The organism is Sphingopyxis terrae subsp. terrae NBRC 15098 (assembly GCF_001610975.1).
In the GTDB taxonomy this organism is placed as follows: Bacteria; Pseudomonadota; Alphaproteobacteria; order Sphingomonadales; family Sphingomonadaceae; genus Sphingopyxis; species Sphingopyxis terrae_A.
The window spans coordinates 2,865,862-2,892,356 of the sequence record NZ_CP013342.1 but is presented as its reverse complement, the minus strand read 5'-3'; the positions used below and the strand labels follow the sequence as shown (position 1 = coordinate 2,892,356).

General features: G+C 66.5%; 25 protein-coding genes. 11 read left to right on the top strand and 14 right to left on the bottom strand.

Translation table 11 applies throughout. The annotated features are described in order from the left end of the window. Positions 1-145: 145 nt before the first annotated feature. The 4 genes from AOA14_RS13765 (at position 146) to ychF (ending at position 2,928) form a co-directional block, all read left to right on the top strand. Positions 146-775: a 50S ribosomal protein L25/general stress protein Ctc gene (locus AOA14_RS13765; RefSeq protein WP_003044652.1), complete on the top strand. Its 630-nt coding sequence runs from the start codon at positions 146-148 to the stop codon at positions 773-775. Between the two features lie 66 nt (positions 776-841). Then, a complete protein-coding gene (pth, locus tag AOA14_RS13760; RefSeq protein ID WP_003044654.1) occupies positions 842-1,411 on the top strand; it encodes an aminoacyl-tRNA hydrolase in 570 nt (189 codons plus the stop codon). Continuing rightward, on the top strand, positions 1,408-1,818 hold the full coding sequence (locus AOA14_RS13755; RefSeq protein ID WP_062902206.1) for a GNAT family acetyltransferase: 411 nt from the start codon (positions 1,408-1,410) through the stop codon (positions 1,816-1,818). The genes pth and AOA14_RS13755 overlap by 4 nt, the downstream gene beginning before the upstream one ends. A 12-nt stretch (positions 1,819-1,830) precedes the next feature. Continuing rightward, entirely contained in the window at positions 1,831-2,928 is a 1,098-nt protein-coding gene (gene ychF / locus AOA14_RS13750) for a redox-regulated ATPase YchF (RefSeq protein ID WP_062902205.1), read from the top strand. Positions 2,929-3,046: 118 nt separating this feature from the next. Here ychF and AOA14_RS13745 read toward each other — a convergent pair whose 3' ends face one another. Beyond that, entirely contained in the window at positions 3,047-3,448 is a 402-nt protein-coding gene (locus AOA14_RS13745; protein ID WP_003044661.1) for a MerR family DNA-binding protein, read from the bottom strand. Between the two features lie 41 nt (positions 3,449-3,489). Here AOA14_RS13745 and AOA14_RS13740 point away from each other — a divergent pair, with 41 nt between their 5' ends. From AOA14_RS13740 to AOA14_RS13725, 4 genes are all read left to right on the top strand, one after another. After that, positions 3,490-4,230 (top strand): glutaredoxin family protein, encoded by a 741-nt coding sequence (locus tag AOA14_RS13740; protein WP_062902204.1) that lies wholly within the window; start codon positions 3,490-3,492, stop codon positions 4,228-4,230. Continuing rightward, complete coding sequence (locus tag AOA14_RS13735; protein WP_082819939.1) at positions 4,227-5,930, top strand: copper resistance system multicopper oxidase; 1,704 nt, start codon at positions 4,227-4,229, stop codon at positions 5,928-5,930. The genes AOA14_RS13740 and AOA14_RS13735 overlap by 4 nt, the downstream gene beginning before the upstream one ends. 5 nt (positions 5,931-5,935) lie before the next feature. Continuing rightward, positions 5,936-6,961 (top strand): copper resistance protein B, encoded by a 1,026-nt coding sequence (locus tag AOA14_RS13730; protein WP_238929664.1) that lies wholly within the window; start codon positions 5,936-5,938, stop codon positions 6,959-6,961. 79 nt (positions 6,962-7,040) lie between these two features. After that, the gene (locus AOA14_RS13725) at positions 7,041-8,609 is read left to right on the top strand and encodes an alkaline phosphatase D family protein (RefSeq protein ID WP_062902203.1); all 1,569 of its coding nucleotides are present in this window, start codon (positions 7,041-7,043) and stop codon (positions 8,607-8,609) included. 20 nt (positions 8,610-8,629) lie between these two features. Here AOA14_RS13725 and AOA14_RS13720 read toward each other — a convergent pair whose 3' ends face one another. Continuing rightward, entirely contained in the window at positions 8,630-10,237 is a 1,608-nt protein-coding gene (locus AOA14_RS13720; RefSeq protein WP_062902202.1) for a M20/M25/M40 family metallo-hydrolase, read from the bottom strand. 154 nt (positions 10,238-10,391) lie between these two features. Between AOA14_RS13720 and AOA14_RS13715 the strand changes: the two genes are divergently transcribed. Next, the gene (locus AOA14_RS13715; protein ID WP_202988488.1) at positions 10,392-11,609 is read left to right on the top strand and encodes an alkaline phosphatase family protein; all 1,218 of its coding nucleotides are present in this window, start codon (positions 10,392-10,394) and stop codon (positions 11,607-11,609) included. Positions 11,610-11,657: 48 nt separating this feature from the next. On the opposite strand, the gene AOA14_RS13710 is transcribed toward AOA14_RS13715, so the two are convergent. The 5 genes from AOA14_RS13710 to AOA14_RS13690 all read right to left on the bottom strand — a co-directional run bounded on the left by AOA14_RS13710 (position 11,658) and on the right by AOA14_RS13690 (position 16,744). Then, the gene (locus tag AOA14_RS13710) at positions 11,658-12,203 is read right to left on the bottom strand and encodes a hypothetical protein (protein ID WP_062902200.1); all 546 of its coding nucleotides are present in this window, start codon (positions 12,201-12,203) and stop codon (positions 11,658-11,660) included. Positions 12,204-12,304: 101 nt separating this feature from the next. Next, positions 12,305-13,063 carry a crotonase/enoyl-CoA hydratase family protein gene (locus AOA14_RS13705; protein WP_062902199.1) on the bottom strand — a complete coding sequence of 253 codons (759 nt, stop codon included), beginning with the start codon at positions 13,061-13,063 and terminating at the stop codon, positions 12,305-12,307. Further along, positions 13,060-14,682, bottom strand: coding sequence for an acyl-CoA dehydrogenase family protein (locus AOA14_RS13700; RefSeq protein ID WP_062902198.1), 1,623 nt, complete (start codon positions 14,680-14,682; stop codon positions 13,060-13,062). The genes AOA14_RS13705 and AOA14_RS13700 overlap by 4 nt, the downstream gene beginning before the upstream one ends. A gap of 11 nt (positions 14,683-14,693) precedes the next feature. Then, positions 14,694-15,563, bottom strand: a complete 870-nt coding sequence (locus tag AOA14_RS13695) for a crotonase/enoyl-CoA hydratase family protein (RefSeq protein ID WP_062902197.1) — start codon at positions 15,561-15,563, stop codon at positions 14,694-14,696. Then, a complete protein-coding gene (locus AOA14_RS13690; protein ID WP_062902196.1) occupies positions 15,542-16,744 on the bottom strand; it encodes a CaiB/BaiF CoA transferase family protein in 1,203 nt (400 codons plus the stop codon). Before AOA14_RS13690 ends, AOA14_RS13695 begins: the two co-directional genes overlap by 22 nt. Before the next feature lie 39 nt (positions 16,745-16,783). Between AOA14_RS13690 and AOA14_RS13685 the strand changes: the two genes are divergently transcribed. Further along, positions 16,784-17,602 carry a PaaX family transcriptional regulator C-terminal domain-containing protein gene (locus AOA14_RS13685; RefSeq protein ID WP_238929663.1) on the top strand — a complete coding sequence of 273 codons (819 nt, stop codon included), beginning with the start codon at positions 16,784-16,786 and terminating at the stop codon, positions 17,600-17,602. Between the two features lie 81 nt (positions 17,603-17,683). On the opposite strand, the gene AOA14_RS13680 is transcribed toward AOA14_RS13685, so the two are convergent. From AOA14_RS13680 to AOA14_RS13655, 6 genes are all read right to left on the bottom strand, one after another. Next, entirely contained in the window at positions 17,684-18,928 is a 1,245-nt protein-coding gene (locus AOA14_RS13680) for an acyl-CoA dehydrogenase family protein (protein WP_003044690.1), read from the bottom strand. Between the two features lie 96 nt (positions 18,929-19,024). After that, entirely contained in the window at positions 19,025-19,933 is a 909-nt protein-coding gene (locus tag AOA14_RS13675) for a LysR family transcriptional regulator (RefSeq protein WP_062902195.1), read from the bottom strand. A 40-nt stretch (positions 19,934-19,973) separates the two neighbouring features. Continuing rightward, entirely contained in the window at positions 19,974-20,942 is a 969-nt protein-coding gene (locus AOA14_RS13670) for an acyl-CoA dehydrogenase family protein (RefSeq protein WP_062902194.1), read from the bottom strand. A gap of 10 nt (positions 20,943-20,952) precedes the next feature. After that, entirely contained in the window at positions 20,953-22,104 is a 1,152-nt protein-coding gene (locus AOA14_RS13665; RefSeq protein ID WP_062902193.1) for an acyl-CoA dehydrogenase family protein, read from the bottom strand. Positions 22,105-22,203: 99 nt separating this feature from the next. Then, a complete protein-coding gene (locus tag AOA14_RS13660) occupies positions 22,204-22,941 on the bottom strand; it encodes an SDR family NAD(P)-dependent oxidoreductase (protein WP_062902192.1) in 738 nt (245 codons plus the stop codon). 7 nt (positions 22,942-22,948) lie between these two features. Continuing rightward, entirely contained in the window at positions 22,949-24,709 is a 1,761-nt protein-coding gene (locus AOA14_RS13655) for an N-acyl-D-amino-acid deacylase family protein (protein WP_062902191.1), read from the bottom strand. A 179-nt stretch (positions 24,710-24,888) separates the two neighbouring features. On the opposite strand from AOA14_RS13655, the gene AOA14_RS13650 reads away from it, so the two are divergent. Next, positions 24,889-25,899: a hypothetical protein gene (locus AOA14_RS13650; protein WP_062902190.1), complete on the top strand. Its 1,011-nt coding sequence runs from the start codon at positions 24,889-24,891 to the stop codon at positions 25,897-25,899. A gap of 9 nt (positions 25,900-25,908) precedes the next feature. Here AOA14_RS13650 and AOA14_RS13645 read toward each other — a convergent pair whose 3' ends face one another. Continuing rightward, positions 25,909-26,487, bottom strand: coding sequence for a TMEM165/GDT1 family protein (locus AOA14_RS13645; protein ID WP_003044711.1), 579 nt, complete (start codon positions 26,485-26,487; stop codon positions 25,909-25,911). Positions 26,488-26,495: the final 8 nt, after the last annotated feature.

Genomic DNA, 26,495 nt, shown 5'->3' with positions numbered 1-26,495 from the left:
CGACATTCCCCTTTTCGCCGATCCGATCCCCCTTTCCCGCATCGCGCTTGCCTTTCCGCCGGTTCCCGGCTATGCGCCCGCGCTTCCGCCATGGTCATCCCTGGAGGCGTGGCGGATATGTGCAACTGTTTCTCGGAGAAATGATATGAGCGATCAGCTGACGCTGACGGCCGAGACGCGCGAACGTGCAGGCAAGGGAGCCTCGCGTGACCTGCGTCGCAATGGCCGCGTCCCCGCCGTCGTCTATGGCGGCAACGAAGAACCCCTGATGATCCACGTCGAAGAAAAGCTGCTGATGAAGCAGCTGATGACGGGTCACTTCATGAACTCGGTCGTGATGATCGAAGTGGGCGGCAAGACCGTCCGCACCTTGCCTAAGGACGTCGCCTTTCATCCCGTCAAGGATCGCCCGATCCATGCGGACTTCCTGCGCATCTCGAAGGACGCCAAGGTCCATGTCGAAGTGCCGGTGGTGTTCGCCAACGAAGAAGCCTCGCCCGGCCTGAAGCGCGGCGGCGTGCTGAACATCGTTCGTCACGAGCTGGAACTCGTCTGCGAAGCGGACAAGATCCCCGACGAAATCAGCATCGACGTCACCGGCTTCGACGTCGGCGATTCGATCCACATCAGCAACGTCGCTCTGCCCAAGGGTGTCGAGAGCGCGATCAGCGATCGCGACTTCACGATTGCGACCATCGTCGCTCCGTCGGCGCTCAAGTCGAGCGATGGCGACACGACGAAGGACGAAGGCGAAGCCGCCGAAGGCGAAGCCTAACGCTTACCGGATGCGCCCCTCCCCGGCGGGAGGGGCGTTTCCATCGGACCCGGGAAAGGCACCGCAATGCAGCTCTGGGTCGGCCTCGGCAATCCCGGGCCTCAATATGCGATGAACCGGCATAATGTCGGCTTCATGGCGATCGACGTAATCGCCGACACTCATCAATTCGCGCCGCCCGCCAAGAAATTTCAGGGCTGGCTGCAGGACGGCCGCATCGGCCGAACCCGCATTCTGCTGCTCAAGCCCGGCACCTTCATGAATGAAAGCGGTCGCAGCGTGCGCGCCGCGATGGATTTCTACAAGCTTGCGCCGCAGGACGTGACCGCCTTCTACGACGAACTCGACCTTGCGCCGATGAAGGTGAAGGTCAAACAGGGCGGCGGCGCGGCCGGACATAACGGCATCCGCAGCATGATCCAGCATATCGGCGACGATTTCCGCCGCGTCCGCATCGGCATCGGTCATCCGGGGCACAAGGACCGCGTGACGGGCCATGTCCTCGGCAATTACCACAAGACCGAGATCGAACCGCTGACCGACCTGCTTGGCGCGATCGCCGCCGAAGCGAGCTGGCTTGCCGAGGGCGACGACGTGCGGTTCCAGAACGATCTGGCGCTGCGGCTGCAACCATGACGCTGATCCGCGCCGCGACGCCCGCCGATCGCGACGCCGCGGTCGCCCTGTGGCAAAGCTGCGACCTCACCCGGCCCTGGAACGACCCGGACGCCGACTTTGACCGCGCGCTCGGCCACGACGCCGCGACGATCCTGCTCGCCGAAGCGGGAGGCGCGATCGCCGGTACGATCATGGTCGGCTTCGACGGCCACCGCGGCTGGGTCTATTATCTGGGCGTCCACCCCGACCGGCGCGGCAGCGGGATCGCGCGCGATCTGCTCGATGCCGGCTGCGACTGGCTGCGGGCGCGGGGCTGTCCGAAGGTGGAATTGATGGTTCGGGATGGAAATCCCGCCGCGGGCCTCTATGAGCGCCTCGACTGGAATTTGCAGCCGGTGCGCGTCTTTGCCCGCCGGCTTGATTAAAAGGGTAGGAAAATGGGTTTCAAATGCGGGATCGTCGGGCTGCCGAACGTCGGCAAGTCGACGCTGTTCAACGCGCTGACCGAGACGCAGGCGGCGCAGGCGGCGAATTATCCCTTCTGCACGATCGAACCGAATATCGGCAATGTCGCGGTGCCCGACGCGCGGCTCGACAAGCTTGCGGCGATCGCAGGCAGTCAGAAGATCATCCCGACCCAGCTCGCCTTCGTCGATATCGCCGGCCTCGTGCGCGGCGCGTCGAAGGGCGAAGGGCTCGGCAACCAGTTCCTCGGCAACATCCGCGAAGTCGACGCGATCATCCACGTCCTGCGCTGTTTCGAGGATGACGACATCCAGCATGTCGAAAACAAGGTCGATCCGGTCGCCGACGCCGAGACGGTCGAGACCGAACTGCTGCTTTCCGACCTCGAAAGCCTGGAAAAGCGTGTTCCCGCTTTCGCGAAAAAGGCCGCGCAGGGCGACAAGGAAGCCAAGGCCGCAGCATCGGTGCTCGGCCAGGCGCTCGATCTGCTACGCGACGGCAAGCCCGCGCGTCTGACCGATCCGAAGGACGCCGATGAAGAGCGCATCCTCCGGCAGGCGCAGCTGCTGACCAGCAAGCCCGTCCTCTATGTCTGCAATGTCGAAGAAGCGAATGCCGCGACCGGCAATGCGCACAGCGAAGCCGTCTTCGCGCGCGCCAAGGCCGAGGGCGCTCAGGCGGTGATCGTCTCGGCAGCGATCGAAAGCGAGCTTGTCGGCATGGACGCCGAAGAACGCATGATGTTCCTCGAGGAGATGGGGCTGCACGAAACGGGCCTCGCGCGCGTGATCCGCGCGGGATATGAGCTGCTCCACCTGCTGACCTTCTTCACCGTCGGCCCGAAGGAAGCGCGCGCATGGACCGTCCATACCGGCGCGACCGCGCCGGAGGCCGCGGGCGAAATCCACAGCGATTTCCAGAAGGGCTTCATTCGCGCAGAAACCATCGCCTATGACGATTATGTCGCACTGGGCGGTGAAGCCAAGGCGCGCGAAGCCGGCAAGCTGCGCGCCGAAGGCAAGGCCTATGTCGTGCACGACGGCGACGTCATGCACTTCCTGCACAGCTAGGCCGCGCTGCGCCCAGAAACTTCGTCATTGCGCGCGAAGCGAGGCAATCTCCAGCCATCGACCTTGCGCACGGCCGACAGCGGGCGATTGCGTCGTCGCTGCGCTCCGCGCGATGACATCAGGGCTCGAATGCCGCGAGTATCGGGCAAGGGCCCTTGTCGGTCGCGGCGCACTGGTCCGCCAGCCGCGCAAGCGCGGCGCGGGTTTCGCTCATCTGGGCAATCTTGGCGTCGAGCGCGGCGATGCGCTGGCGCGCCAGGCTGCGGACCCGCGCACGATCGTCGCTCTGTTCAAGCTCCAGCAGCTCGGCGATTTCCTCGAGCGTGAAGCCCGACCCTTGTGCCGACCGGATGAATTTCAGCCGGCGGACATCGTCGGCATCATAGCGACGGATGCCGGCGCCCCACCCCTCGCCGCCACTGCGAGCGGGCGTCGTCATCAACCCGCGGCGCTGATAATAACGGACCGTTTCGACCCCGACGCCGCCCGCTTCCGCCAGTTTTCCGATCGAAAGCTGCATCGCTTGACTCCGTACCATGGTACGGAGGTTATACAGGCGGCATGACACAGACAGCAACCCTCTACCGCATGGTCATGCCACAGCATATCTGTCCCTATGGCCTGAAAGCGAAGCATCACCTCGAACGAAAGGGCTTCACCGTCGACGATCATTGGCTGGAGACGCGCGCGCAAACCGACGCGTTCAAGGCCGAACATGGCGTCAAGACGACGCCGCAGACCTTTATCGATGGCCGCCGGATCGGCGGCTATGACGATCTGCGCCGCCATTTCGGCCTTGCCGTCCGCGATCCGGGAGCGACGAGCTATACGCCCGTGATCGCACTGTTCGCGATGACCGCGCTGATGGCGCTCGCCGCGAGCTTCGCCGCCTACGGCAGCCCCTTCACCCTGCGCGCCGCCGAATGGTTCATCTCTTTTAGCATGATCGTCCTGGCGCTGCTTAAGCTGCAGGACGTCGAGAGCTTCTCGACGATGTTCCTCAACTATGACCTGCTCGCGCGGCGCTGGGTTCCCTATTCCTATGTCTACCCCTTTGCCGAGGGGCTGGCCGGGGTACTGATGACCGCGCACGCCCTCCCGTGGCTGTCGATCCCGGTCGCGCTGTTCATCGCCGTCATCGGCGCGGTGTCGGTCTTCAAGGCGGTCTATATCGACCGCCGCGATATCAAATGCGCCTGCGTCGGCGGCAGCAGCAAGGTGCCGCTGGGCTTCGTGTCGCTGACTGAAAATCTGATGATGATCGCGATGGCGCTCTGGATGCTGCGCGGAGCCATCGCATGAGCGGCGCGATCGGCCGCCGTTCGCTGTTAGCGGCAGGCGGAGCGGCGGCGCTTGTCCCGTGGCTGCCAGCCTGGGCGCAACCGATCGCGTCGGGGCTGCCGACGGTCGGCGGCGCCGATATCCGCCTGAGCATCGCGCACCGGATGCTGAGCGTCGATGGCAGGACCAGCCATGCGATCGGCATAAACGGGACGATTCCTGGGCCGCTGGTGCGGCTGAAGGAAGGCACGACGGCGCGACTGCACGTCACCAACGTCCTGCCCGACGAGGATAGCTCGATCCACTGGCATGGGCTGATCCTGCCCTTTCATATGGACGGCGTGCCGGGCATCAGCTTTCCCGGAATCGCGCCGGGCGCGACCTTCACCTATGAATTTCCGGTGCGGCAGTCGGGCACCTATTGGTATCACAGCCATTCGGGGCTGCAGGAACAGATGGGCCATTACGGCCCGATCGTCATCGACCCCGCCGATCCCGATCCCGTCGCCTATGACCGCGAGCATGTGATCGTCCTGTCCGACCACAGCGCGCTGCACCCGCACGGGATCTTCAAAAAGCTCAAGCAGATGGGCGGCTATTTCAACCACAACAAGCAGACGCTCGCGGGGTTGATCGCGGGCCGCGACCAGCCGCTGAACGACCGTGTCGCCTGGGGCGCGATGCGGATGGACCCGACCGACATCAGCGATGTGACCGCGGCGGCCTATACCTATCTCGTCAACGGTCACGGTCCCGCCGACAATTGGACCGGGCTGTTCGCTGCGGGCGAACGCGTCCGGCTGCGGGTCATTAACGCGTCGGCGATGACGACCTTCAACATCCGCGTGCCCGAACTTGCGATGACCGTGGTGCAGGCCGACGGCCTGAACGTCCGTCCCGTGAAAGTGGGCGAATTTCAGATCGGGGTCGCCGAAACCTATGACGTGATCGTCGAGCCCGAAGACCGCGCCTACAGCATCATCGCCGAGAACAGCGACCGATCGGGCATGGCGCGCGCAACGCTCGCCCCGCGCCCCGGCATGACCGCGCCGGTTCCGCCGCTGCGCGCCCGTCCGCTCGCGACGATGCGCGATATGGGCATGGGCGATATGAGCATGGACCATGGCGCGATGGGGCATGGGATGACCGCGCCGGGCGAACCGATGCGGCACGGCATGCGCGACATGAAAGGCGCGCCGAGCGTCAAGGACACGCCCGCTGTCCAGTCGATCTCGCCGATGCCGGTCGATCGCACCGGTGAGCCCGGACAGGGGCTGGAGGATGTCGCGGACGCGCTGACCTATCGCGATCTCGTCGCGCTCGATCGCAACCCCGATACCCGCGTCCCGTCGCGCGAGATGCAGATCCATCTGACCGGCAACATGGAACGCTATATGTGGGCGTTCGACGGGGTGAAGATGAACGAGGTCACCGCACCCATTCCCTTCACGCTGGGCGAGCGCGTGCGCGTGACCCTGGTCAACGACACGATGATGACGCACCCCATCCACCTGCACGGTCATTTCTTCGAACTGGTCACTGGCAAGGGCGACCATGCCCCGCGCAAGCATACGGTAAACGTCCAGCCGGGCGGCAAGGTGACCTTCGACCTGACTGCCGATGCGCCGGGCGACTGGGCCTTTCACTGTCACCTCCTCTATCACATGCACGCCGGGATGATGCAGGTCGTGACGGTGCGCGCGGCGGAGGATGCGGCATGATTCCAATGGCACTCCTGTTGCTGGCCGCACAACCCGACGCGATGGCGCACACCGTCTCCGCGCCGGCGCCCGGCTGCACCGCCGAACATGCCGCCATGGGCCATTGCACGATGCCGAAGGCGGAGCCTCCGCCGCCGCCCCCATCGCCGCCTTGCTCGCCCGAACATGCGGCGATGGGCCATTGCGCCATGCCTGCGCCGCCCCCGTCCCCCGGCTGTCCGCCCGAACACGCCGCCATGGGGCACTGCACCCCCGGCGAGCCCACGACAGCCCCGCCTCCCTCGCCGCCCGTCGGCAACGCGCCGCCGCCGCCCGCGCCGCGCGTCGATGCCGCCGATGCGATCTTCGGCGCCGACGCGATGGCACCCGTCCGCGCCCGGCTCTATGCGGAGCATGGCGGCGGCAGCATTTCCAGAATCATGCTCGATCAAGCAGAAGTCCGCGTCGGCTCCGGCGAAACCACCTATAGCTGGGACGGCGAAGCCCGCTTCGGGGGGGACATCGACAAGCTCGTCATCAAAAGTGAGGGCGAAGGCGCCTTCGGCGGCGCGTTCGACCGCGGCGAGGGGCAGCTATTGTGGAGCCGCGCCATCGGCCCCTATTTCGATCTCCAGACCGGGCTGCGTCAGGATGTCGGCCCCGGCCCCTCGCCCACTTACGCCGTTGTCGGCGTCGAAGGACTCGCCCCCTATTGGTTCGACGTCGAAGCGGCGCTGTTCCTGTCGGACAAGGGCGATGTCACCGCCCGCATCGAAGGCAGCTACGACCAGCGCATCACCCAGCGCCTGATCCTGCAACCGGCGGCGGAACTGAACTTCGCGCTTCAGGACGTGCGCGAACAGGGCATCGGCGCCGGGCTGTCGAGTGCCGAGCTGGGCCTCCGCCTGCGCTATGAGATCGCCCGCGAATTCGCGCCCTATCTGGGCTATGTCTGGGAAGGCAAGATCGGCCGTTCTGCGCAGTTGGCGCGCGCCGTGGACGACGATCCGTCGCGGTCCAGCTTCGTCGCTGGGGTCCGCTTCTGGTTCTGACCCCACCGCCAAGATCATTGATGTGACGCATGACTAGTCTATCTGGGGAGCACGATTCGTTTCCCCCCGGAGTCCCGCCATGTTCTCGCGCCGCAATTTCCTTGCCACCGCCACGCTTGCCGGCTTGTCCGCCCCGGCGATATTGCGCGCCGAGGCCGGTTTCTTTCGCGATTTCCCGTTCAGCCTCGGCGTCGCCGCCGGCGATCCCGCGAGCGACGGTTTCGTCATCTGGACCCGCCTCGCGCCCGACCCGATGGCGCCGCACGGCGGCATGCCGCTGGTTCCGGTTCCGGTCGAATGGGAAGTCGCCGAGGACGGCGGCTTTCGCAAGGTCGTCGCGAACGGCACCGAACTGGCGCGCCCCGAGCTTGGCCACAGCGTCCATGTCGAGGTTGCCGGGCTGCAGCCCAGCCGCCCCTATTATTACCGCTTCACCGCTGGCGGCGAACGCAGCCTGCGCGGCCGCGCCCGCACGCTGCCCGCGACCGGCGCGCGCACCGATCAGGTCAAGTTCGGGGTTTGCGGCTGCCAGCATTATGAATCGGGCTTCTATGGCGCCTATCGCCATCTTGCGCGCGAAGAGCTGGACTTCGTCTACCATTATGGCGACTTCATCTATGAATATCAGCAGGATTATCTTTACGACAGCGGCCTGCCGATCCGGCCGGTGCGCAAATATGCGCTCCGCGGGCTTCAGGATCTGAGCGATTTCCGCACCGCCTATACCCAGACGCTGCTCGACATCGACATGCAGGCGGCGCGTTCGGCGCACGGCTTTATCTCGACCTTCGACGACCATGAAATCCGCAACGACTGGGTGTCGGTCTATGACGACTGGAAGATGGGGCTCGACGGCAACGATCCCGACGCTCCGCCGCCCGAAGTGTTCATGCTGCGCCGGCAAGCCGCCTTCCAGGCGTGGTACGAACATATGCCGGTGCGCAAGGCGCTGTTGCCGCGCGGCGGCTTCATCGCTGCGAACCGCGAATTCCGCTATGGCGACCTGATGGCGATGCAGGTGCTCGACACCCGCCAGTATCGCGACAACCAGCCGTGCGGCGACGGGTTCAAACCCGCTTGCCCCGATGTCTTTGCAAAGAATGCGCAAATTCTCGGCAAGGCGCAGGAAGAGTGGCTGGCGAAAAACCTGGCGCAAGGCGGCGCGACGTGGAACGCGATCGCGCAGCAGGTGACGATGATGTCGCTCGACCGGCGGCGCAAGGCCGACGAGCCCGAAAAGATCGTCAACCTCGACAGCTGGGCGGGCTATGAGGCGCCGCGCGAACGCATACTGTCGCGCTTCGCCGGTCTCAAGAACTGCGTCGTACTGACGGGCGACGAGCATCAGAATTTCTGCGGCGATCTGGTGCTTAAGGACAAGGTCGTCGGCGCAGAATTCGTCGCCACCTCGATCAGCAGCGGCGGCGACGGCAGCGATCTGCGCGCCGGCACCGACCAGTTTCTGAAGCTCAATCCCGAACTCAAATTCGCCAATGACCAGCGCGGCTATGTCGTGTGCGATGTGAACCGCGATGCGTGGCAGACGCACTTCATGGTCGTCGACAAGGTGACGGTGCCGCTGGGCACGCTGTCGAAACGCGCGACGGGCGTCGTCGACAACGGCATCGCCGGGATCAAGATGGCCTGACCCCGGCGGATACCCGTCGCTCAGTCGTTGGGGTCCTTGTATTTGAACGGATCATAGGGCGTCGGCTGCGTCGGCACCGGGAAGCGCGGCAGCGTCTTGTCGCTGTTCGCCGCCGTGACGAGCATCCCCGCCATCACGACCGAAGCCTGGCGCAAATCGTCGGCTTTCAGATGGTCGAAGGTATCGGCGTTGCTGTGGTGCGTGCGCGATCCATAATCGAGCGGATCCTGGATGAACTGAAACCCAGGCACCCCGACCGACTGCATATAGACATGATCAGTGCCGCTCGTCGGCCCCGCAACGACCTTGCCCGCGCCCATGCTCGCAAAGGGTGCGAGCCAGGATTGCAGGATCGGAACCGCGCCGACATTGCCCTCGGCATAGATGCCGCGCAGCTTGCCCGAGCCATTGTCCATGTTGAAATAGGCCTTGAGGTCCCCGTAACCGGGCTTTGGCGTGATCGGGTACCGGCTCGGCCAGCCATAATAGAGCGCGTTGCCGTCCTCGCCCTCGGTCGGGCCGGGGCGCGCCGCTATATATTTGTCGACATAGGCGAGCGACCCGAGCAGCCCCTGCTCCTCCGCGCTCCACAGGACGAAGCGGATCGTGCGCTTGGGCCGGATGCCGAGCTTGCGAATGATGCGCGCGGCCTCCATCACGACGGCGCTGCCGGCGCCATTGTCGGTCGCGCCGTCGCCCGCCACCCAGCTGTCGAAATGCGCGCCGGCCATGACATAGCCGGCCTTGGGGTCGGTCCCCGGAATTTCGGCGATGATATTATAGGCGCGCGTGTCGCTGTCGTCGTAACGGACGTTGGAATCGATCTCGAGCTGCGGCGGCGCCCCGCTTTTCGCGAGCCGTGCCAGGCGGCGATAATCCTCTGCGGCGAGTTCGATGCCGGGCAGCGTCGGCGAATGGCCGACGCGGTAATTATAGCCCTCGCCATGGACGAGCTTGCCGTCGCGATAGGATTGCCGGACCATCGCCAGCGCGCCTTCGGCCTTCAGAAAGGCATCGAGCTTTTCGGCAAACGTCACGCGCTCCAGCCGGCGATTGAGCGCATCGGGATCATATTTGGGCTGGCGAAACTCGTCGAGCTTGCCGATGTCGTCGCTGCTCAGGCGGCGAAAGGCCGGCTTGTCGGGCTCGTCACCATCGCCCGGCAGCGACACGAGCACGATCTTGCCGGCGAGCTTGCCCTTCCATTCGGCGAAATGTTCTTCCTTCGACATCGGCGCGACGATGATCGGGGCGGTCACCGGTCCGTTGGTCGACGGCGTCCAGGCAATCGGAATGGCGGTCAGCGCGAGCGGGCGCGGCGCGACCATACGTGCGCTGACCGACAGGATTTCCCATCCGCGGCCGAATTCAAAGCCATCGCGGCGGACATTGGACAGGCCCCAGCCTTCGAACTTTCCGATCGCCCAGGCTTCGGCCCGGCGCATGGCGGGCGAATTGGTCAGGCGTGGACCGATACCGTCGGTCATTTCCTGTGCCGTCTGCATCACCTGGCTGCGATTATAGCCTTCGTCGATGATACGATTGGTGTCGTCGCCGCCCTGCCCGGTCGCCGGCACGGCCAGACATGCTGCGCCGACCAGCAGCGCCGCCATCAAACCCCTGTTCATGAACGCGTCCCCTTCATTTCGTCCGTGGTTTCGGATGAAACCGGGTGCACCATGGCAAGAGCGCGATTGCAAGCATGGATGTGGCCGAACCGGCGCGGCAAAGCGCAATGAGCTTGTCGCGCGGTTGTCACGCGGCCATCCTAGCGCGATGACCATGACTCGCCTGATGATCCTGATCGCCGCACTTTGCTCGCTGGCGTCACCCTATGCCCATGCCGCCGAAGCGAACACCGAACAGCGCGCGCCCGTCACCATCCTGATTTCGATCGACGGCTTCCGCGCCGACTATCTTGACCGCGGAATCACACCCAATTTGTCGAAGCTCGCCGCCGAGGGCGCGCGGGGCGCGCTCCGCCCCTCCTTCCCTACCAAGACCTTCCCCAACCATTATGCGATCGTCACCGGCAAACGCCCCGACACCAACGGCATCGTCGGCAACAACATGATCGACCCGCGGCGTCCCGCCGAACGCTTCAGCCTGGGCAATGCGAAGCAGGCGCTCGACCCCTTCTGGTGGGACGAGGCCGAACCCGCGTGGGTGACGGCGCAAAAGGCCGGGGTGCGAACGGCAACGATGTTCTGGCCGGGCAGCGAGGTCGCGATCCACGAGGTGCGTCCGGCCGATTGGCTGCGCTACGATGAAAATATCAGCAATGTGCAGCGCGTCAACGCGGTCCTCGACTGGCTGCGCCGCCCGCGCGCGATCCGCCCGGCCTTCGTGACGCTCTATTTCGACGCCGTCGATACTGCCGGGCATCATTTCGGCCCGGACTCGGCGGAACTCAATGCCGCGGTGACCGAGGTGGATGCCCGCATCGGCGACCTGCTGTCGAGGCTGAAAGACCTCGACCAGCCCGTTCGGCTTCTGGTCGTGGCCGATCATGGCATGCACGCGATCAGCGACGCGCGGATCGTCGACCTTGCCGACCTGATCGATTTGCCGAGCATCATCGCGGTGGAGACCGGCCCCTATGCCGCGATCGAACCCGCCGCCGGCACCGACGACCGGGTCTATGACGCGCTGCTGAAGCCGCACGACCATATGACCTGCCGCCGCCGCGAGGCTCTGCCGGAACGCCTTCACTATGGGCACAATCCGCGCGTCGCGGCGATCATCTGCATCGCGGAGAACGGCTGGACGATCGTCGCGGGCAAGCCGGCCTACCCGGTGATGGGCGGAGCGCATGGTTATGACAATGACGACCCCGACATGCGCGCCCTGTTCATCGCCTATGGCAGCGGCCTGCGCGGCGACGTGGGGCTGGTCGACAATATCGAAGTCTATCCGCTTCTGATGCGCCTGATCGGCGTCAAGCCGCTGCCAAGCGATGCGCGCGGCACGCTGCTCGAAAGTCTTGCGCCGCAACGCTGATCTGCGAAACGCGATCGAAACCGCGCGCGCCGGTTCCGCTATGCCCGATCAGTCGCGCAGCACCGCCATCGCGCGGATCGACTGTTCGGGTGCATTGACGATCTGGACGAGGTAGCGGCCCGGCGTCACGTCATATTCGACCATCTTGCGGATGCCCGAGCAGGCGGGGCCATGGCCGTGCGCCGCCGCCGGCTGCGCCTTGCCGTCGCGTACCAGATCGATCCAGGCGCCCGCGTCGAGCGCGATCACGAGCCGGCCGGCCCGTTTCACCTCGACCGGGATCATGCCGCCGAATTTGAACACATCCTGCCGCCGCTCGGGCGCGATCCAGTAGCGCAGGCTTTCGGCCTTATGGAGCAACAGGCCCGTTCGCGCCGCGCCGAGCGACGGCCAGTCGGCGGCGCGCGCCTCGCCATAGGCATAGATGGTCTTGGCCGAACTCATCCGCCCCCAATCGGCCAGATCGGGCGGCAGCGCGGGGTCGGCGGGGCAGTCGGCCACCGCCTTGCCCTTGCGCGGCGCCTTGCCTGCCGCCGGCACCGCCAGAATCACGGCAGCGCTCAACGCCGCACCTGCAAAGACCCGAAACCGCATCGCTCACCCTCCCGCGCCGGAATAGCCGTCGGCGGCAATCTATACCGGTGCGGTCGCTTTGTGGATGCCGGAAATAGCAGGCGCGGCGGACCGTCACGCGATCAGTCGAAGCGTCCGCTCCGCCCTGCCCCGTCGACAAAGCGCGCCGCCCCCTTCCGGGCTTCGGCGCGCAACGGCGCGGCGCCTTCGCGCCCTTCGAACCGGAGCGCGTCGGCAAGGTCGAAATCCCATTGGCGATAGGCCGACATGCGGTCGGTACGCATGCACAGCGCCGGAAAATGCGCGATCTCGGCGGCGAGCGCCTGCGCGGCTGCCAGCGCCTGCCCGTCCGCCACGACCCGGTTGGCAAGCCCGATTGCGAGCGCTTCGGCCGCATCGACCGGGCGCCCGGTCAGGATCATGTCGAGCGCGCGCCCCTGTCCCACGATGCGCGGCAGGCGAACCGTCCCGCCATCGATCAGCGGCACGCCCCACCGGCGGCAGAAGACACCGAACATCGCGCTGGCGGACGCCACGCGCAGATCGCACCACAGCGCGAGTTCAAGGCCGCCCGCAACCGCATAGCCTTCGACCGCCGCGATCACCGGCTTGGAAAGCAACATGCGCGACGGCCCCATCGGCCCGACGCCTTCGGGTTGGTATCGCTCGTTGCCCGCGCCCACCGCCTTCAAATCGAAGCCTGCGCAAAAATGGCCCGACGCGCCGGTCAGCACCGCGACCGCGGCGCTGTCGTCGGCGTCGAAGTCGGCGAACGCCTGCCGCAACAGGTCGGCGGTGGCCGGGTCGACCGCGTTGCGGCAGTCCGGGCGGTCGATGGTGACGGTGCGCACCGCGCCGTCGTTGGTGATCCGCACGCTCATGCCGCGGGCATCGCACGGTCGACGATCGCGCGCGCATCGACGGCTGCATCGAACGCGCCATGGGCGCTGCCACGTGGGCTCAGGCGAAGGCGGCAGAAGGCCTCGGCAATCGGACTATCCTGTCCGATCAGGATCGCGGCCTGCGCCGCAAGCGCCAGCCGCTCGACGAGCAACCGCGCGCTGCTTTCGTCGGCGCGCGTTAGGTCGATGTCCTCGACCCAGCGATCATAAAGGGCGTCGCGTCCGCGCTGCGCCGCCAGAAAATCCTGAAGCGCCGCCACCCCTTCTGGTTCGCGCGCGATGGCGCGCAGCACGTCGAGCGCAATGACATTGCCCGATCCTTCCCAAATCGCGTTGAGCGGCGATTGGCGGAACAGCCGCGGCATCGGCCCCGCCTCGACATAGCCGGCGCCGCCATGCGCTTCCATCGCTTCGTAAACCAGCCCCGGCGCGCGTTTGCATACCCAATATTTGGCAATCGGCGTCAGCAGCCGCGTCAGCGCATCCTCTTCGTCGAACGCCTGCGCCAGCCGGAAGCCGAGCGCCGTCGCCGCCTCGCTTTCGACGGCAAGGTCGGCGAGCACCGCCGCCATTGCGGGCTGGTCGATCAGCCGTTTCTGAAAAGCCGACCGATGGGCCGTGTGCCACAGCGCCTGGGCAAGCGCGCCGCGCATCTGCTGCGCCGAACCGATCACGCAGTCTAGGCGCGTATGCTGGACCATCTGGATGATCGTAGCGACGCCGCGCCCTTCGGCGCCCAGCCTCTGGGCCAGCGCACCATGATATTCGATTTCGGACGAGGCGTTCGACCGGTCGCCCATCTTGTCCTTCAGGCGCATAACGCGGAACCCCGCATTGCGGGTGCCGTCGGGCAGCCAGCGCGGGACAAGGAAACAGGTCAGTCCGCTTGGCGCATAGGCCAGCGTCTGGAAGGCGTCGCACATCGGCGCCGAACAGAACCATTTATGCCCCGTCAGGCTGTACCAGCCCGCTTCGCCGGTCGGTTCGGCGCGCGTCGTGTTGGCGCGTACGTCGCTGCCGCCCTGCTTTTCGGTCATCGCCATGCCGATCGTCACCCCGGCCTTGTCCGCAGCCGGGCGGACGGAGGGATCGTAACGGCCCGCCGCGATGCGCGGCACCCAGACGTCGGCGACCGCCTGCTCGGCTCGCAGCGCCGGCACGGCGGCATAGGTCATGGTCATCGGACAGCTTGTGCCCGAATCGGCCTGCCCGGTCAGGAAGAGGATCGCCGCGTGGAGCGTATGGCCGCGTGCGCTGCCGTCCCAAGCCGATGCCGCAAAGCCGCTATCGAGCCCGAGCCGCATCAGGTCGTGATAGGCGGGGTGAAAGCGCACCTCGTCGACGCGGTGACCATAGCGGTCATAGGTTTCGAGCACGGGAGTCTGGCGGTTCGCCTCGACGCCCCATTCGATCACCTCGGCCGAACCACAGCGCTGCCCGAGCGCGGCGAGCCGGGCGCCATGCGCGCCCGCGCCTGCGCTGTTCACCGCATCGACCAGCGCCCGGTCGCCGGTAAACAGGTTCATATTCTCGAACGGCGGCGCCTGGTTGAACACATCATGCGTGTCGAGCCGGTCGATCGGCTGGAGTGCGGTCATGCTTCGTCTCCTCAATCGTCGGCGGGCAGGCGCTTCGACACCTGGCTCGCGATCGGATCGCCGCTGTCGCGTTCGGCCACCGCCTGCTTGAAGCCGACCTCCTGCGCCCGGTCGCGGAACCATATGCCTTCAGGCGAATGGCGCGATACCCCGTCGAACAGCGTCGCGAACATCTGGGTATTGTTGAGGCCCATATTGTCATAGGCCTGATTGACCACCGTCTTGGTCATCATCAATTGGTTGCGCGGCACCCCGCGCAGCCGCCCGACCAGCCGCTCGACAGCATCGTCGAGTTCGGCCTCGGGCACCGCTTCGAGCGCCAGCCCGATCCGTTCGGCTTCGCGCCCGTCGATCAGGTCGCCCGTCATCATCATGCGCTTCGCCATCTGCGGCCCCAGACGATAGACCCACATCGCCGGGGTCGGCACGCCCCAGACGCGCGCAGGGGGATAACCGATGCGCGCATCGTCGGCCATGATCAGAAAGTCGCAGCACAGCGCGATGTCGGACCCGCCGGCAACCGCGGCGCCATGAACGCGCGCGATTGTGGGCTTGGTCGCGCGCCACAGTGCCATGAAGTCCTGCGTATTGCGCCACATCATCTGGAAATCGAGCGTCGGATCCCACGGCATATCCTGCGACCCGCTGATCTCGCCCTTGCGCTCGGCATAATGTTTAAGATCGTATCCGCCGCAAAAACCCGGCCCCGCGCCGCGTACGACGATGACATGGACGTCCGCATCGGCCTCCGCCCGTTCTACCGCGGCGCGGATCTCACGCGGCATGCCGTGCGCGATCGCGTTGAAATGTTCGGGACGGTTGAGCGTGATCGTCGCCACCCGATTTTCGGCGGCATAGGTCAAGGTCTGATAGGTTGCCATAGGGTCTCCTCAGGGCAGCAGGCGGCACCGTTTGCGATGGCGGCTTCGATCTCTTCGGCGGTCAGGCCGGCCGCGGCGAGCACCGTCCGGCTATGTTCACCGACGCGCGGCGCATGCGTCTCGAACCCCGGCCGCGCGCCGTCGAAGCGCGCCACGGGCCGGGTCCGGCGCACCGCACCGGCCTGCGGGTGGTCGGTCAGCGCGACGAAGCCGTCATGGACGATCTGGGCGTGGCCGGGCAGCGCCGCCGACCGGTTGGCGACGCCGCACGGCACGCCCGCGTCGGCCAGCCGGGCCACAGCCTCGCGCGTGGTCAACGCGGCAATGCGGGGCGCCGAAATCGCGCGCAGATCGTCCCAGTTGAGGAATCGCGTCGTCATGTCGGCAAAGCGCGGATCGGCGAGCAGGTCGGGCGCGCCGATCGCGCGCGCCCAGCCTTCGAATTCAGATTGCGACAGCATGACAACGACGATCCAGCCGTCGCCGGTCGCCCAAGGGCGATAGACGGCGGCGATGTCAGGCATGCGCGAGGTGGCATCGGGAAAGGCCTGCGCCCCGTGGAGGTCGATCCAGCCATAAGCGACAGCCGCCTCCAGCATCGAAATATCGACGACCGCCCCCTTTCCGCTGCGCGCCCGTGCGACGAGCGCGGCGGTCGCCGCCTGCGCCGCGTAAAGCCCCGCGGTCTTGTCGCAAATCCATTGCGGAGCGAGCAGCGGCCCTTCGGCGGTCCAGCTGACCATCCCCGATTCGGCCTGCACGATCGGATCATAGGCGCGCCCGCCCGCCATCGGCCCGTCCTGACCGAAGCCGCTGATCCGCGCGATGACGAGATCGGGGCGCAGCGCATGTAGCACGTCGGTGCCAAGCCCCAGCCGCTCCATCACCCCGGGCCGGAAATTGTGGATGAGGAGGTCGGCCTGTGGCACCATGCGGCGCAGCAGCGCCTGCCCATCGGCACGCGCAAGGTCGATCGCGACCGATTGCTTGTCGGCGTTGAGCGCGACATGCGCCGAGCTGAACCCCGGCGCCGCAACCGCACCGAGCAAACGCGCGCGGTCGCCTTCGGGCGGCTCAACCTTCCATACCCGGGCGCCCTGCTGCGCCATGATCTGCGTCGCCAGTGGCCCCGCGACAACGCTGGTAAGATCGATTACGGTCACGCCGTCAAGGGGCAGCATCTTCCTCTCCCATCTTATTTGTTGCATATATTGCCGGATATGGACACAGAACGCAATATAGTAAACTCGGCCGATGCCGGAGGGATGAGCGCGCGGATGCTCATTCTCGATCTGCTCGACACTGGCGCTCCGCCGGCGTTCACCGTCGCCGAACTGGTGCGCGCCGGCGCGGCCTTCGGGATCGAGGCGCCGGGCATCCGGACGGCGTTGACGCGCCTCAAGTCGGAAGGCCGGGTTCAGGCAATCGCGCGCGGTCGCTATACGATCGGCGCGAATGCAGAGGTGTTGAAGCAGCGGATCCTCGGCTGGCGCTCCCGGCTTGAGCGGCGGCAGCCCTGGGAGGGACGCTGGCTCGTCGCGGTCGCGGGGCCGCAGGAGCGCGCCGACCGCACCACTTGGCGCCGGACTCTGCGCGCGCTTCATCTTGAGGGATTTGCCGACGCCGACGCCAATATCTGGGTGCGCCCCGACAATCTGGAGCGTGGGGCCGCGGGGATGCGGCAGGATTTGATCGAACTCGATGCCGCGCCATCGCTGTTCGTCGTCGAAGCGAGCGGGCTGGACGCCGCCCGCGACGCCCGGTTCCGGACCTTGTGGCAGAGTGATGCCCTGCGCGCGTCGCACCAGCGGCTCGCCGCCCGCCTCGACGAGAGCGCGGCGAGCATCGATGAAAGCCGGCTGCCCGCGGCGGCGGCCGAAACGCTGCTCCTGGGGCGGCAGGCCATCCGCGCCATCATGCGCGATCCGCTGCTACCCGAAAGGCTTTGTCCAAGCGATGCGCTCGCGGCGCTGATTGCCGCGATGACGCGCTACGACCGCTTGGGCAAGCGCATCTGGGCGCGCTATCTCGAAAGCTGATCGGTCGCGGCGCGGAAAGCGAACGTCGGCGGGTGCGGGGCGAGCGGCGCTCCGGCGCCGCCCACCCCGCCCTTCGGCGACTTAGTGGCGCGCGAGTTCGTCGCGGCCCACGACCATATAGTGAACCTCGTCGGGGCCGTCGGCGAAGCGCAGATGGCGCACGTCGGCATAAAGCTCGGCGAGCGGCGTCCAGTGCGAGATGCCGGTCGCGCCGTGGATCTGGATCGCCTGATCGATAATCTGGCACACGCGCTCGGGGATCATCGCCTTCGCCATGCTCACCCACACGCGCGCTTCACGATTGCCGAGCAGGTCCATCGCCTTCGCGGCCTTGAGCACGATCAGGCGCATCGCCTCGATATCGCAGCGCGCCCGCGCGATGACTTCCAGATTCTTCCCGAGCTGCGACAGCGGCCGGCCGAAGGCGGTCCGCGAATTGCCGCGCTTGACCATCAGGTCGAGTGCAACCTCGGCCTTGCCGATGGTGCGCATGCAGTGGTGAATGCGGCCCGGCCCGAGGCGCATCTGCGAAATCTCGAACCCGCGCCCCTCGCCGAGCAGGATGTTGTCGCGCGGCACGCGGACATTTTCGAACCGCATATGCATATGCCCCTGCGGCGCATGGTCGGCCCCGAACACCCGCATCGGCCCGAGCACCTGCACCCCCGGCGTGTCCATCGGCACCAGGATTTGCGAATGCTGCGCCTTTCGCGGCGCCTCCGGGTTGGTCTTGACCATACAGATCAGGATCTTGCAGCGCGGATCGCCGGCGCCGCTGATGAAATATTTCTCGCCGTTGATGACCCATTCGTCGCCCTCGAGCGTCGCGCTGGTTTCCAGATTGCTCGCGTCCGACGAGGCAACGCCGGGTTCGGTCATCACATAGGCGGAGCGGATTTCGCCATTAAGGAGCGGCTTCAGCCAGCGGTCCTTCTGTTCGGGCGTGCCGACCATTTCCAGCACCTCCATATTGCCGGTGTCGGGCGCCGAACAGTTGAGCGATTCGGATGCCAGCGGCGATTTGCCGAGTTCGGCCGCAATATAGGCATAGTCGAGGTTGGTGAGCGGGGTTCCCGTATCGCCGTGGGGCAGGAAGAAATTCCACAGCCCTGCCGCCTTCGCCTTGGCCTTCGCGCCTTCAAGCAGCTCAAGCTGCCCCGGCGCCCAGCTCCAGCGGTCGGCGCGCCCTTCGCCCAAGCGGAAAAACTCCTCGGTGATGGGATCGACATTTTCGGCGATGTGGCGTTTCACCGCATCGAACAGCGGCTGCGCCTCCTTTGACATTCTGAGGTCGTTGAGTTCGGCTTCGAGTTCGATCGGCGTCATCGCTATTCTCCTTGGTTGGGGCCAAGGCTAGTGCCCCTGCGGCATCAGGAAAAATGATAACTTCGAATAAAGTCTATTCGTCTGAGGAATAGGCGCCTATTCGTCGCGCATCACCTCGAGGATGATCGCGCGCAGCCAAGCGAGGCCGACATCCGCCTGAACCGCGCGATGCCAATAGAGATAGCTGCTGCTCTGTGCGACCGCGATCGGCAGGTCGAACAACTGCATCGGCCAGATGTGCTGCAACATGCGGACATGGCTGCGCGGAAGGGTGCAGAGCATGTCGGTCTTCGCCACGATCTGCCAAGCGGTGATCGCATGCTGGCAGCGCACCGCGACGCGGCGCTGCAAGCCGAGCCGCGCCAGCGCCATATCCTCGATCCCCGGCCCGTGCGGACGCGGCGTCGCGAACACATGATCAAGCGCGAGATAGCGATCGAGGTCGAGCGTCCCGGCGATGCGGCCATTGCCGATCCGCGCCGCCACCAGCAACGGCTCGACGCCGAGCGGTTCGCGGCACAGCCGATCCTCGACAGGCAGGTCGACGTCGATCGCGACGTCGAGATCGCCGTTGGCCAGCGCAGCGACCAGATCGCGGCGCCGAAAGGCGGTCGACGTCAGCCGGACATGCGGCGCCTCTTCCAGCACGCGCGACGCGAGCGCTGGAAAGCGCGACATCTCGCCCGCCAGCCTTATCCCGATGCGAAACTCGCGCGTCGATTGTGCGGGATCGAAGCTCCCCGCCCCGTCGAGCGCCGCGACCAGTTCGCGCAGCGCCGTATGGATCGGTTCGGCGACCGCCCGTGCAGTCCCGGTGGGGACGAGGCGATTGCCCTGACGGATGAACAAGGGATCGTCCAGCATCGCGCGCAGCTTGGCCAGCGCATGGCTGATCGCGGGCTGCGACAGATTGAGGTGCGACGCGGCAGCCGACACGCCGCCCTTGGTATAGATGGCGTCGAATATCTGGAGCAGGTTGAGGTCGAGCCGCGGCAGGCGCTTCATATCGGGCTCCTATCGGCCTTGCTTCGGCGGCGCCAGGCGGTCAGGCCGGTGCCAGCGCCGTGCGGACGAAATCGACCGAACCCGACGGCGCCGCCAGCCGTTCGGCGCCGAGCAGGCGGTTCCAATAGCTTTCTGATCCGTCGGCGAGCCGCCAGGCCTGAAGCCGGCGCGTATAGAGCTGAAGATCATATTCCTCGCTGATACCGATCGCGCCATGCACCGCATGCGCGATCGCCGCGACCCGCGCGGCTGCGCCGCTCGCAACCGATTTGGCGGTCGCGGCCGCCGCGAGCGCAGGCGGGAAAGAACCTGCGCCGCCGATATGCGCCGCAATGCGCGCCGCGACCATATCCTCCGCCATCACGGCAAGCTGCTGTTGCAGCGCCTGCTGCTTGCCGATCGGCTTGCCGAACTGGATACGCACGTTCGCATAGCCCGCCGTCATCGTGGTCAGCCGGTCGGCGGCGCCCGCGATCAGCGCGGCGCGCAGCACCGCCGCCGCGCGGCGTAATCCGCCGGGGACTATCGGCCCCACCGGTGTCGCGGCTTCGCTATCCCAGCGCACCGATGCCGCGAGTTCCCTGTCGCCGCCATCCGCTTCGCCCGGCACGGCGGCAAGATAGAGATTGCCCTCCCATTCGACGAGCAAATGCCGCCCCAGCGCGGCGCCGATCACCCGCCCGGCGGCGCCCGGCGCCTGCGCGGCGATCGCGATCGGTCCATCGGGCGCGGCCCTCCCCGCTTGCGCGAGCAACGCGCGCGCAATCATCGTTTCGCCGACCGGACAGGGTACCGCATGGCGGCCAAGCACCAGCCACAGCGGGACGATATCGGCAAAGGACACCCCCGCGCCGCCCGCGTCTTCGGGAACCAGCGCGTCCAGGAAACCCGAGGCCGCGAGCTCCGACCATGCCCTGTCGTCCGGCTCGCCGCGCTCCGCCGCGCGCACCGCGGCGGGGCTAAAAAGCGCGGCGATCATCCGTTCGAAAGGGTCGAGGAAATCGGTCATCTATGGCTCCTCACCGAAGGCCCATGCCGCGGGCGATGATGCCGCGCAATATTTCGCGGGTACCGCCGCGCAGCGAAAAGCTGGGCGCGACATGCGTGACATAGGTCAGCGTGCGGTAAAGCTCGTCCGAGACGGGCTCATCGGGATGCGCGGCAAGATCGTCGCCGATCGCGACCGGAAGGTGCTGTTCGAACGCCGTCCCCAGATCCTTGACCAGCGATGCCTCGACCACCGGGCTTTCGCCCGCCGCAAGCCGCGCGGTGCAGGCGATCGACATCGCGCGCAGCGTTGCGAGCCGCGCGGTGAAATCCCCCACCAGCGCGCGCACCGCGGGATCGTCGCGCCCGATATGCTGCAAATGCCGCGCCCAGGCATCCAGAAGCACGACGCTCGAATAGATACGCTCGGGGCCGCTGCGCTCGAAGGCGAGTTCGGCGGTGACCTGCTTCCACCCCTCGCCTTCGGCGCCGATCAGCGCGTCGGCGGGCAGATCGACATCTTCGAAGAATATTTCGCAGAAATGCGCATCGCCGGTCAGATCGACGATCGGACGGATGGTGATCCCCGGCGCCTTCAGGTCGATGATAAGCTGCGACAGCCCGGCATGACGATCCTCGGCGCTTCCCGAGGTGCGGAGCAGCGCGATCATATAGTCGCAGTGCATCGCGCCGGTCGTCCATATCTTCTGCCCGTTGACCCGCCAGCCGCCCGCGGTGCGCTCGGCGCGGGTGCGAACGCTCGCAAGGTCCGATCCCGATCCCGGCTCGCTCATCCCGATGCAGAAGAACAATTCGCCGCGGCAAATGCGCGGGAGATAAAATTGGCGCTGCGCCTCGGTCCCGTAATTCAGGATCAGCGGCGCGCTTTGCCGGTCGGCGATCCAGTGCGCCGCCACCGGCGCGCCGGCCGACAGCAATTCCTCGACGACGACGAACCGCGCGAACGGGCCGCGCTCGCCGCCGCCATAGGCTTTGGGAAGCGTCAGGCCGAGCAGCCCTGCAGCGCCGAGCTTGCGGCTGAAATCGGCGTCGAACCCTTGCCACGACCGGGCGCGGACGTCGGCGGGCCGCGCCGCCGTCGCCGCCGCGGCGAGCGCGCGGACGCGGCTGCGCAGCGCCTCATCCTCGGGCGGCAGGCTGCTCGGTTCCAGCGTGTCGAACACAATAGTCTCTCCCGCACCGACTCTGCAAAATCGCGTAGCCGCCCTCTCCTGCCGCGAAAATCGCGGCGCGTCACCTGCAGGAATTGATGGGGCGCCCGATCAGAGCGAGAGGCCCCCGTCGACGATCAGCGTATGACCGGTGACATAGGAGGCAAGCGGCGAGGCAAGAAAGATCGCCGCCCCCGCCATGTCCTCGGGCGTTCCCATCCGTCGCTGCGGGATATGGGCGAGTGCGCCCTCCAGCCGGTCGGGATTCTGCGTCGTCACCTTGGTCAGCTTGGTATCGACCAGCCCCGGCGCGAGGCCGTTGACGCGGATGCCGTCGGCGGCGAAGGCCTGCCCCAGCGTCTTGGTCAGGCTGATCGCCCCGGCCTTCGACGCGGCATAGGCGGGATTGCCGATATTCGCCTTCAGCCCCGAAATCGAACTGACGATGACGATCGATCCGGCGCTTTGCGACAGCTGCGCCCGGAACTTGCGCGATATATGCATCAGGCTGTCGAGGTTCACCGCCATCACCCGGTCCCAGCCTTCGCGCTCGAACTCGCCGCGCCGATAGACGACCGTGCCCTGGCACAGGATCAGCACATCGAGCCGGTCGAACGGCATCGCCGCCGCCTCGATCGCGTCGGGGTCGCCGACATCGACGCAGCTATAGCCGAGCCCCGCAAGATCGGACCCATCGTCCGGGTCGTAATCGGTCGCCTGCGCGCGTGTCCCCCAGACATGGACCGCCGCGCCGCGCGTGCGAAAGCCACGGGCGATGCCGTTGCCGATCCCGCTCGATCCGCCAACCACCAGCACCGCCTTTCCGGCGAAGTCGGTATCGTCCTTCATGCTGACCCTAGGCGGCACGCGGGATCGCCGGATCGCCCGCGCCGGCTGGCGCCGCATCCCGTCCCCGCCGCACGAGCCGACCAGGGAGCACGCCCGTCGGCTGCCCGTCGCGATAGGTGACCGCGCCCGATACGATCGTCGCGACATAGCCGTCGGCGGCCTGATGCATGCGCTTCCCGCCAGCGGGCAGATCGTAACGGATTGTCGGAACATGCAGGCGCAGTGCGTTGAAATCGATGATGTTGAGGTCCGCCTTCATCCCCTCGGCGATGCGACCGCGGTCGGTCATGCCGACGGTCGCGGCGGGACGCGCGGTCAGCTCGGCAATGGCGTCGGCGAGCGCGATCCGGTCGCCGGGATCGGCATCGCGGACCCAGCGCTGGAGAAAATAGGTCGGAAAGCTCGCGTCGCAGATCAAGCCATAATGCGCGCCGCCGTCAGCGAGCGCCATCACCGTATCGGGATGACCCAGCATTTCGCGCACCGCGTTCAGATTGCCTTCCGAATAATTGGCGGCAGGCAGATAGAAGAGCCGCCGCCCTTCGTCCTTCAGCAGCAGCTCATAGGCGAATTCGGCAACCGACTGGCCCGCCGCCGCGGCGCGCGCCTCGATCCGCGTCTCGCGCTGCGGTTCATAGTCGGGGCCGTCGCTCCATTCATGCGCGGCGCGGAACGCATCGATCAGCGCCAGCGTCACCGGATTGCTGTCCTCGGCCGTCTCGGCGAGCAGGCGCGCGCGGAAGACCGGATCGCGCATCGCCGCCACGCGCTCGGCCAGCGGGCGGTCGGCGATCGCCTTGTAGCTCGGGTGCGAGCTGAACGGATGGAGGCTGAGGTCGAGGCCGAAGAACATGCCGACCGGACGCGGCGCGACCTGACCGCGCATCTGCAACCCGTCGCGGCGCGCCTGTTCGAGCCCCGCGAGCATCGATCGCCACCCCGCCCCCGGCTGGTTGGGCACATCGAGCAGGGTGAAGGACAAGGGCCGCCGCCCATGTTCGGCAAGCGCGCGCAGCAAGGCGAATTCGCTCTCGGCATCATTGGCCGGTGCCGGGATGATCTGGAACACCCCTGCATCGGCATCGCCGAGGCCGTCCATCAGCGCGCGCAGCTCGTCGGCCTCGGAATAAAGGCTCGGCGCCAGTTCGCCCGCCTTGGTCCGGTGCATCATGTTGCGCGACGTCGTGACCCCGAAGGCTCCGGCGGCGACGGCATCGGCGACCAGCGCGCGCATCTGCGCCAGATCGTCGGCGGTCGGGGCCTCGTGCTGCGCGCCGCGTTCGCCCATCACGAAGATGCGCAGCGCCGAATGCGGCACCTGCGCCGCGATATCGATGTCGAGTTCGCGCGCATCGAGCGCGTCGAGATAGTCGGGGAAACTCTCCCAATTCCAAGGCAGCCCGTCGACCATCACGACCTCGGGAATATCCTCGACCCCCTCCATCAGCTTGACGAGCATGTCGCGCTGGTGCGGCCGGCACGGCGCGAAGCCGACGCCGCAATTGCCCATCAGCACCGTCGTCACGCCATGATTCGAGGAGGGCGCCATGCGTGTCTCCCACGTCGCCTGCCCGTCATAATGGGTGTGAATGTCGATGAAGCCGGGGGTTACGATGCGGTCGCTGGCATCGATCTCCTCGGCCCCGCGGCCCGTTATCTGCCCGATTGCGGCGATTTTTCCATCGCGAAGGCCGATGTCGCCGACGAAGGGAGCGGTGCCGCTCCCGTCGAAAACCAGCCCGCCGCGCACGACCAGATCGAAGTCCATAAGCCTCTCCTCGAAGCGCGCCGGCCTCGTCCGGGCGGGTCGTCGCTTGCCTTGTCGCTTTCAGCCTTCCGCGAAACCGCACCCGATTGCAAGCGAGGCCGGGCAGAAGACGTCGGCGTTTTGCGTTGGCAAGGCGGGGCCGGTTCGTGATAGCCTTCGGCCCGACGGGAGGGACCACCATGGCGGACATCCGGATGCTGTTGGGTTTGTCACTGGCCGCGCTGCCGCTTGCCGGTCCGGCGCAGAGCGCGGCGCAGGGTACGGCGCAGCCCAGCCTGACCAGGGAACAGAGCATCCAGTTGTTCGAAGCTGCGGGCTTCCGGGTCGAAAACGGGCGCGCGATCAACCGCTGCGGCGGCGCGTCGAACCCGCGCGTCGCCTTTGCCGATCTCAACGGCGACGGACGGGCGGAGGCGCATGTCGCCGATGTCGATCCCAAATGCTACGGCAAGCCCGGCGCCTATTTCGCGGTGCTGACGCTCGGCACCGACGGGCGCTGGCGCCGCCTGATCGCCGAGGATGGCATCGTCGGCTTCGCCAAGACGCGTACCGGTGGCTGGCGCGACCTGACGCTCGAGGCGCGCTATTCGGCCTGCCCCGGCACGCGCCATTTCGCGGGCGGCAGCTACGGCGCGCCGACGGCGTGCAGCCAGGACGGGAAGGCCGCAGCCGCCCCGGCAAGCGCCGCGCCGCCGCGTAGCGGCCCGATGCCGATTTCGCGCGACTATCTGTTCGATTGGGGCGGCTCGCAAACCCCCGAAGCCAAGGCGCTTCCGGCGACCGAGCGCCTCGCGCTGTTTCGCGCCGCCGAGATCAAGCCGGTCAAGGGCGGCCGCTGGACAGCCTGCACCGACGACGACAGCGGCCATTCGGAGGCACAGGTCGATTTCATTGGCGACGTCAATGGCGACGGCCGACCCGAAGCGATGATCCACGACAATGGCATCTTCTGCAACGGATCGGCCGGCGTCAATTCGATCGTCCTGACCAAAACGCCGGCGGGAAGCTGGAAAGTGATGCTGACCACCCAGGGCTTCGCAAACTTCCTCAAAAGCCACGGCGTCGACAATTATCCCGATATCCAGGTCGGCCTTCCCGGCTTCTGTTTCCCCTATCTGCGCTGGAACGGCCGCGAATATGATCTCGCCGCCCGGTTCGACGACAACGGCAAGCCCTGCAAGCCGTTCTGATCGCGGCGTTCAACCTGCGCCGAACAGTCCCGCGGTCTGCGCCAGAACCCACAGGCCGATGACCAGGAACAGCGCCGCAGCGATCATGCGGACCTTGTTCAGATCGACGCGCTTGAGCAGTTCGTGGCCAAGGAAGATTGCGGGCACATTGGCGATCATCATCCCCAGCGTCGTACCCGCCGTCACGGTGAAGACATCGTGGAAGCGCGCGCCGAGCGCGATTGTCGCGACCTGCGTCTTGTCGCCCATCTCGACGAGGAAGAAGGCGACGAGCGTCGTCATGAACGCGCCCGCATGCGATTTGGGCGCATCATCATCCTCGAACTTGTCGGGGATCAGCGTCCACGCCGCCATCGCGACGAACGAGGCGCCAATGACATAGCGGAAGATATCGCTGTCGAGGAAGGCGGCCGCCTGCGCCCCCAGCAGCGCGGCGAGCGCATGATTGGCGAGCGTTGCGACCAAAATGCCGAGGATGATCGGAAGCGGCCGTTTGAAGCGCGTCGCGAGCAGAATCGCGAGGAGCTGCGTCTTGTCGCCGATCTCGGCGAGCGCGACGACCGCGGTCGAGGTGAACAAGGCTTCCATGAGTTACT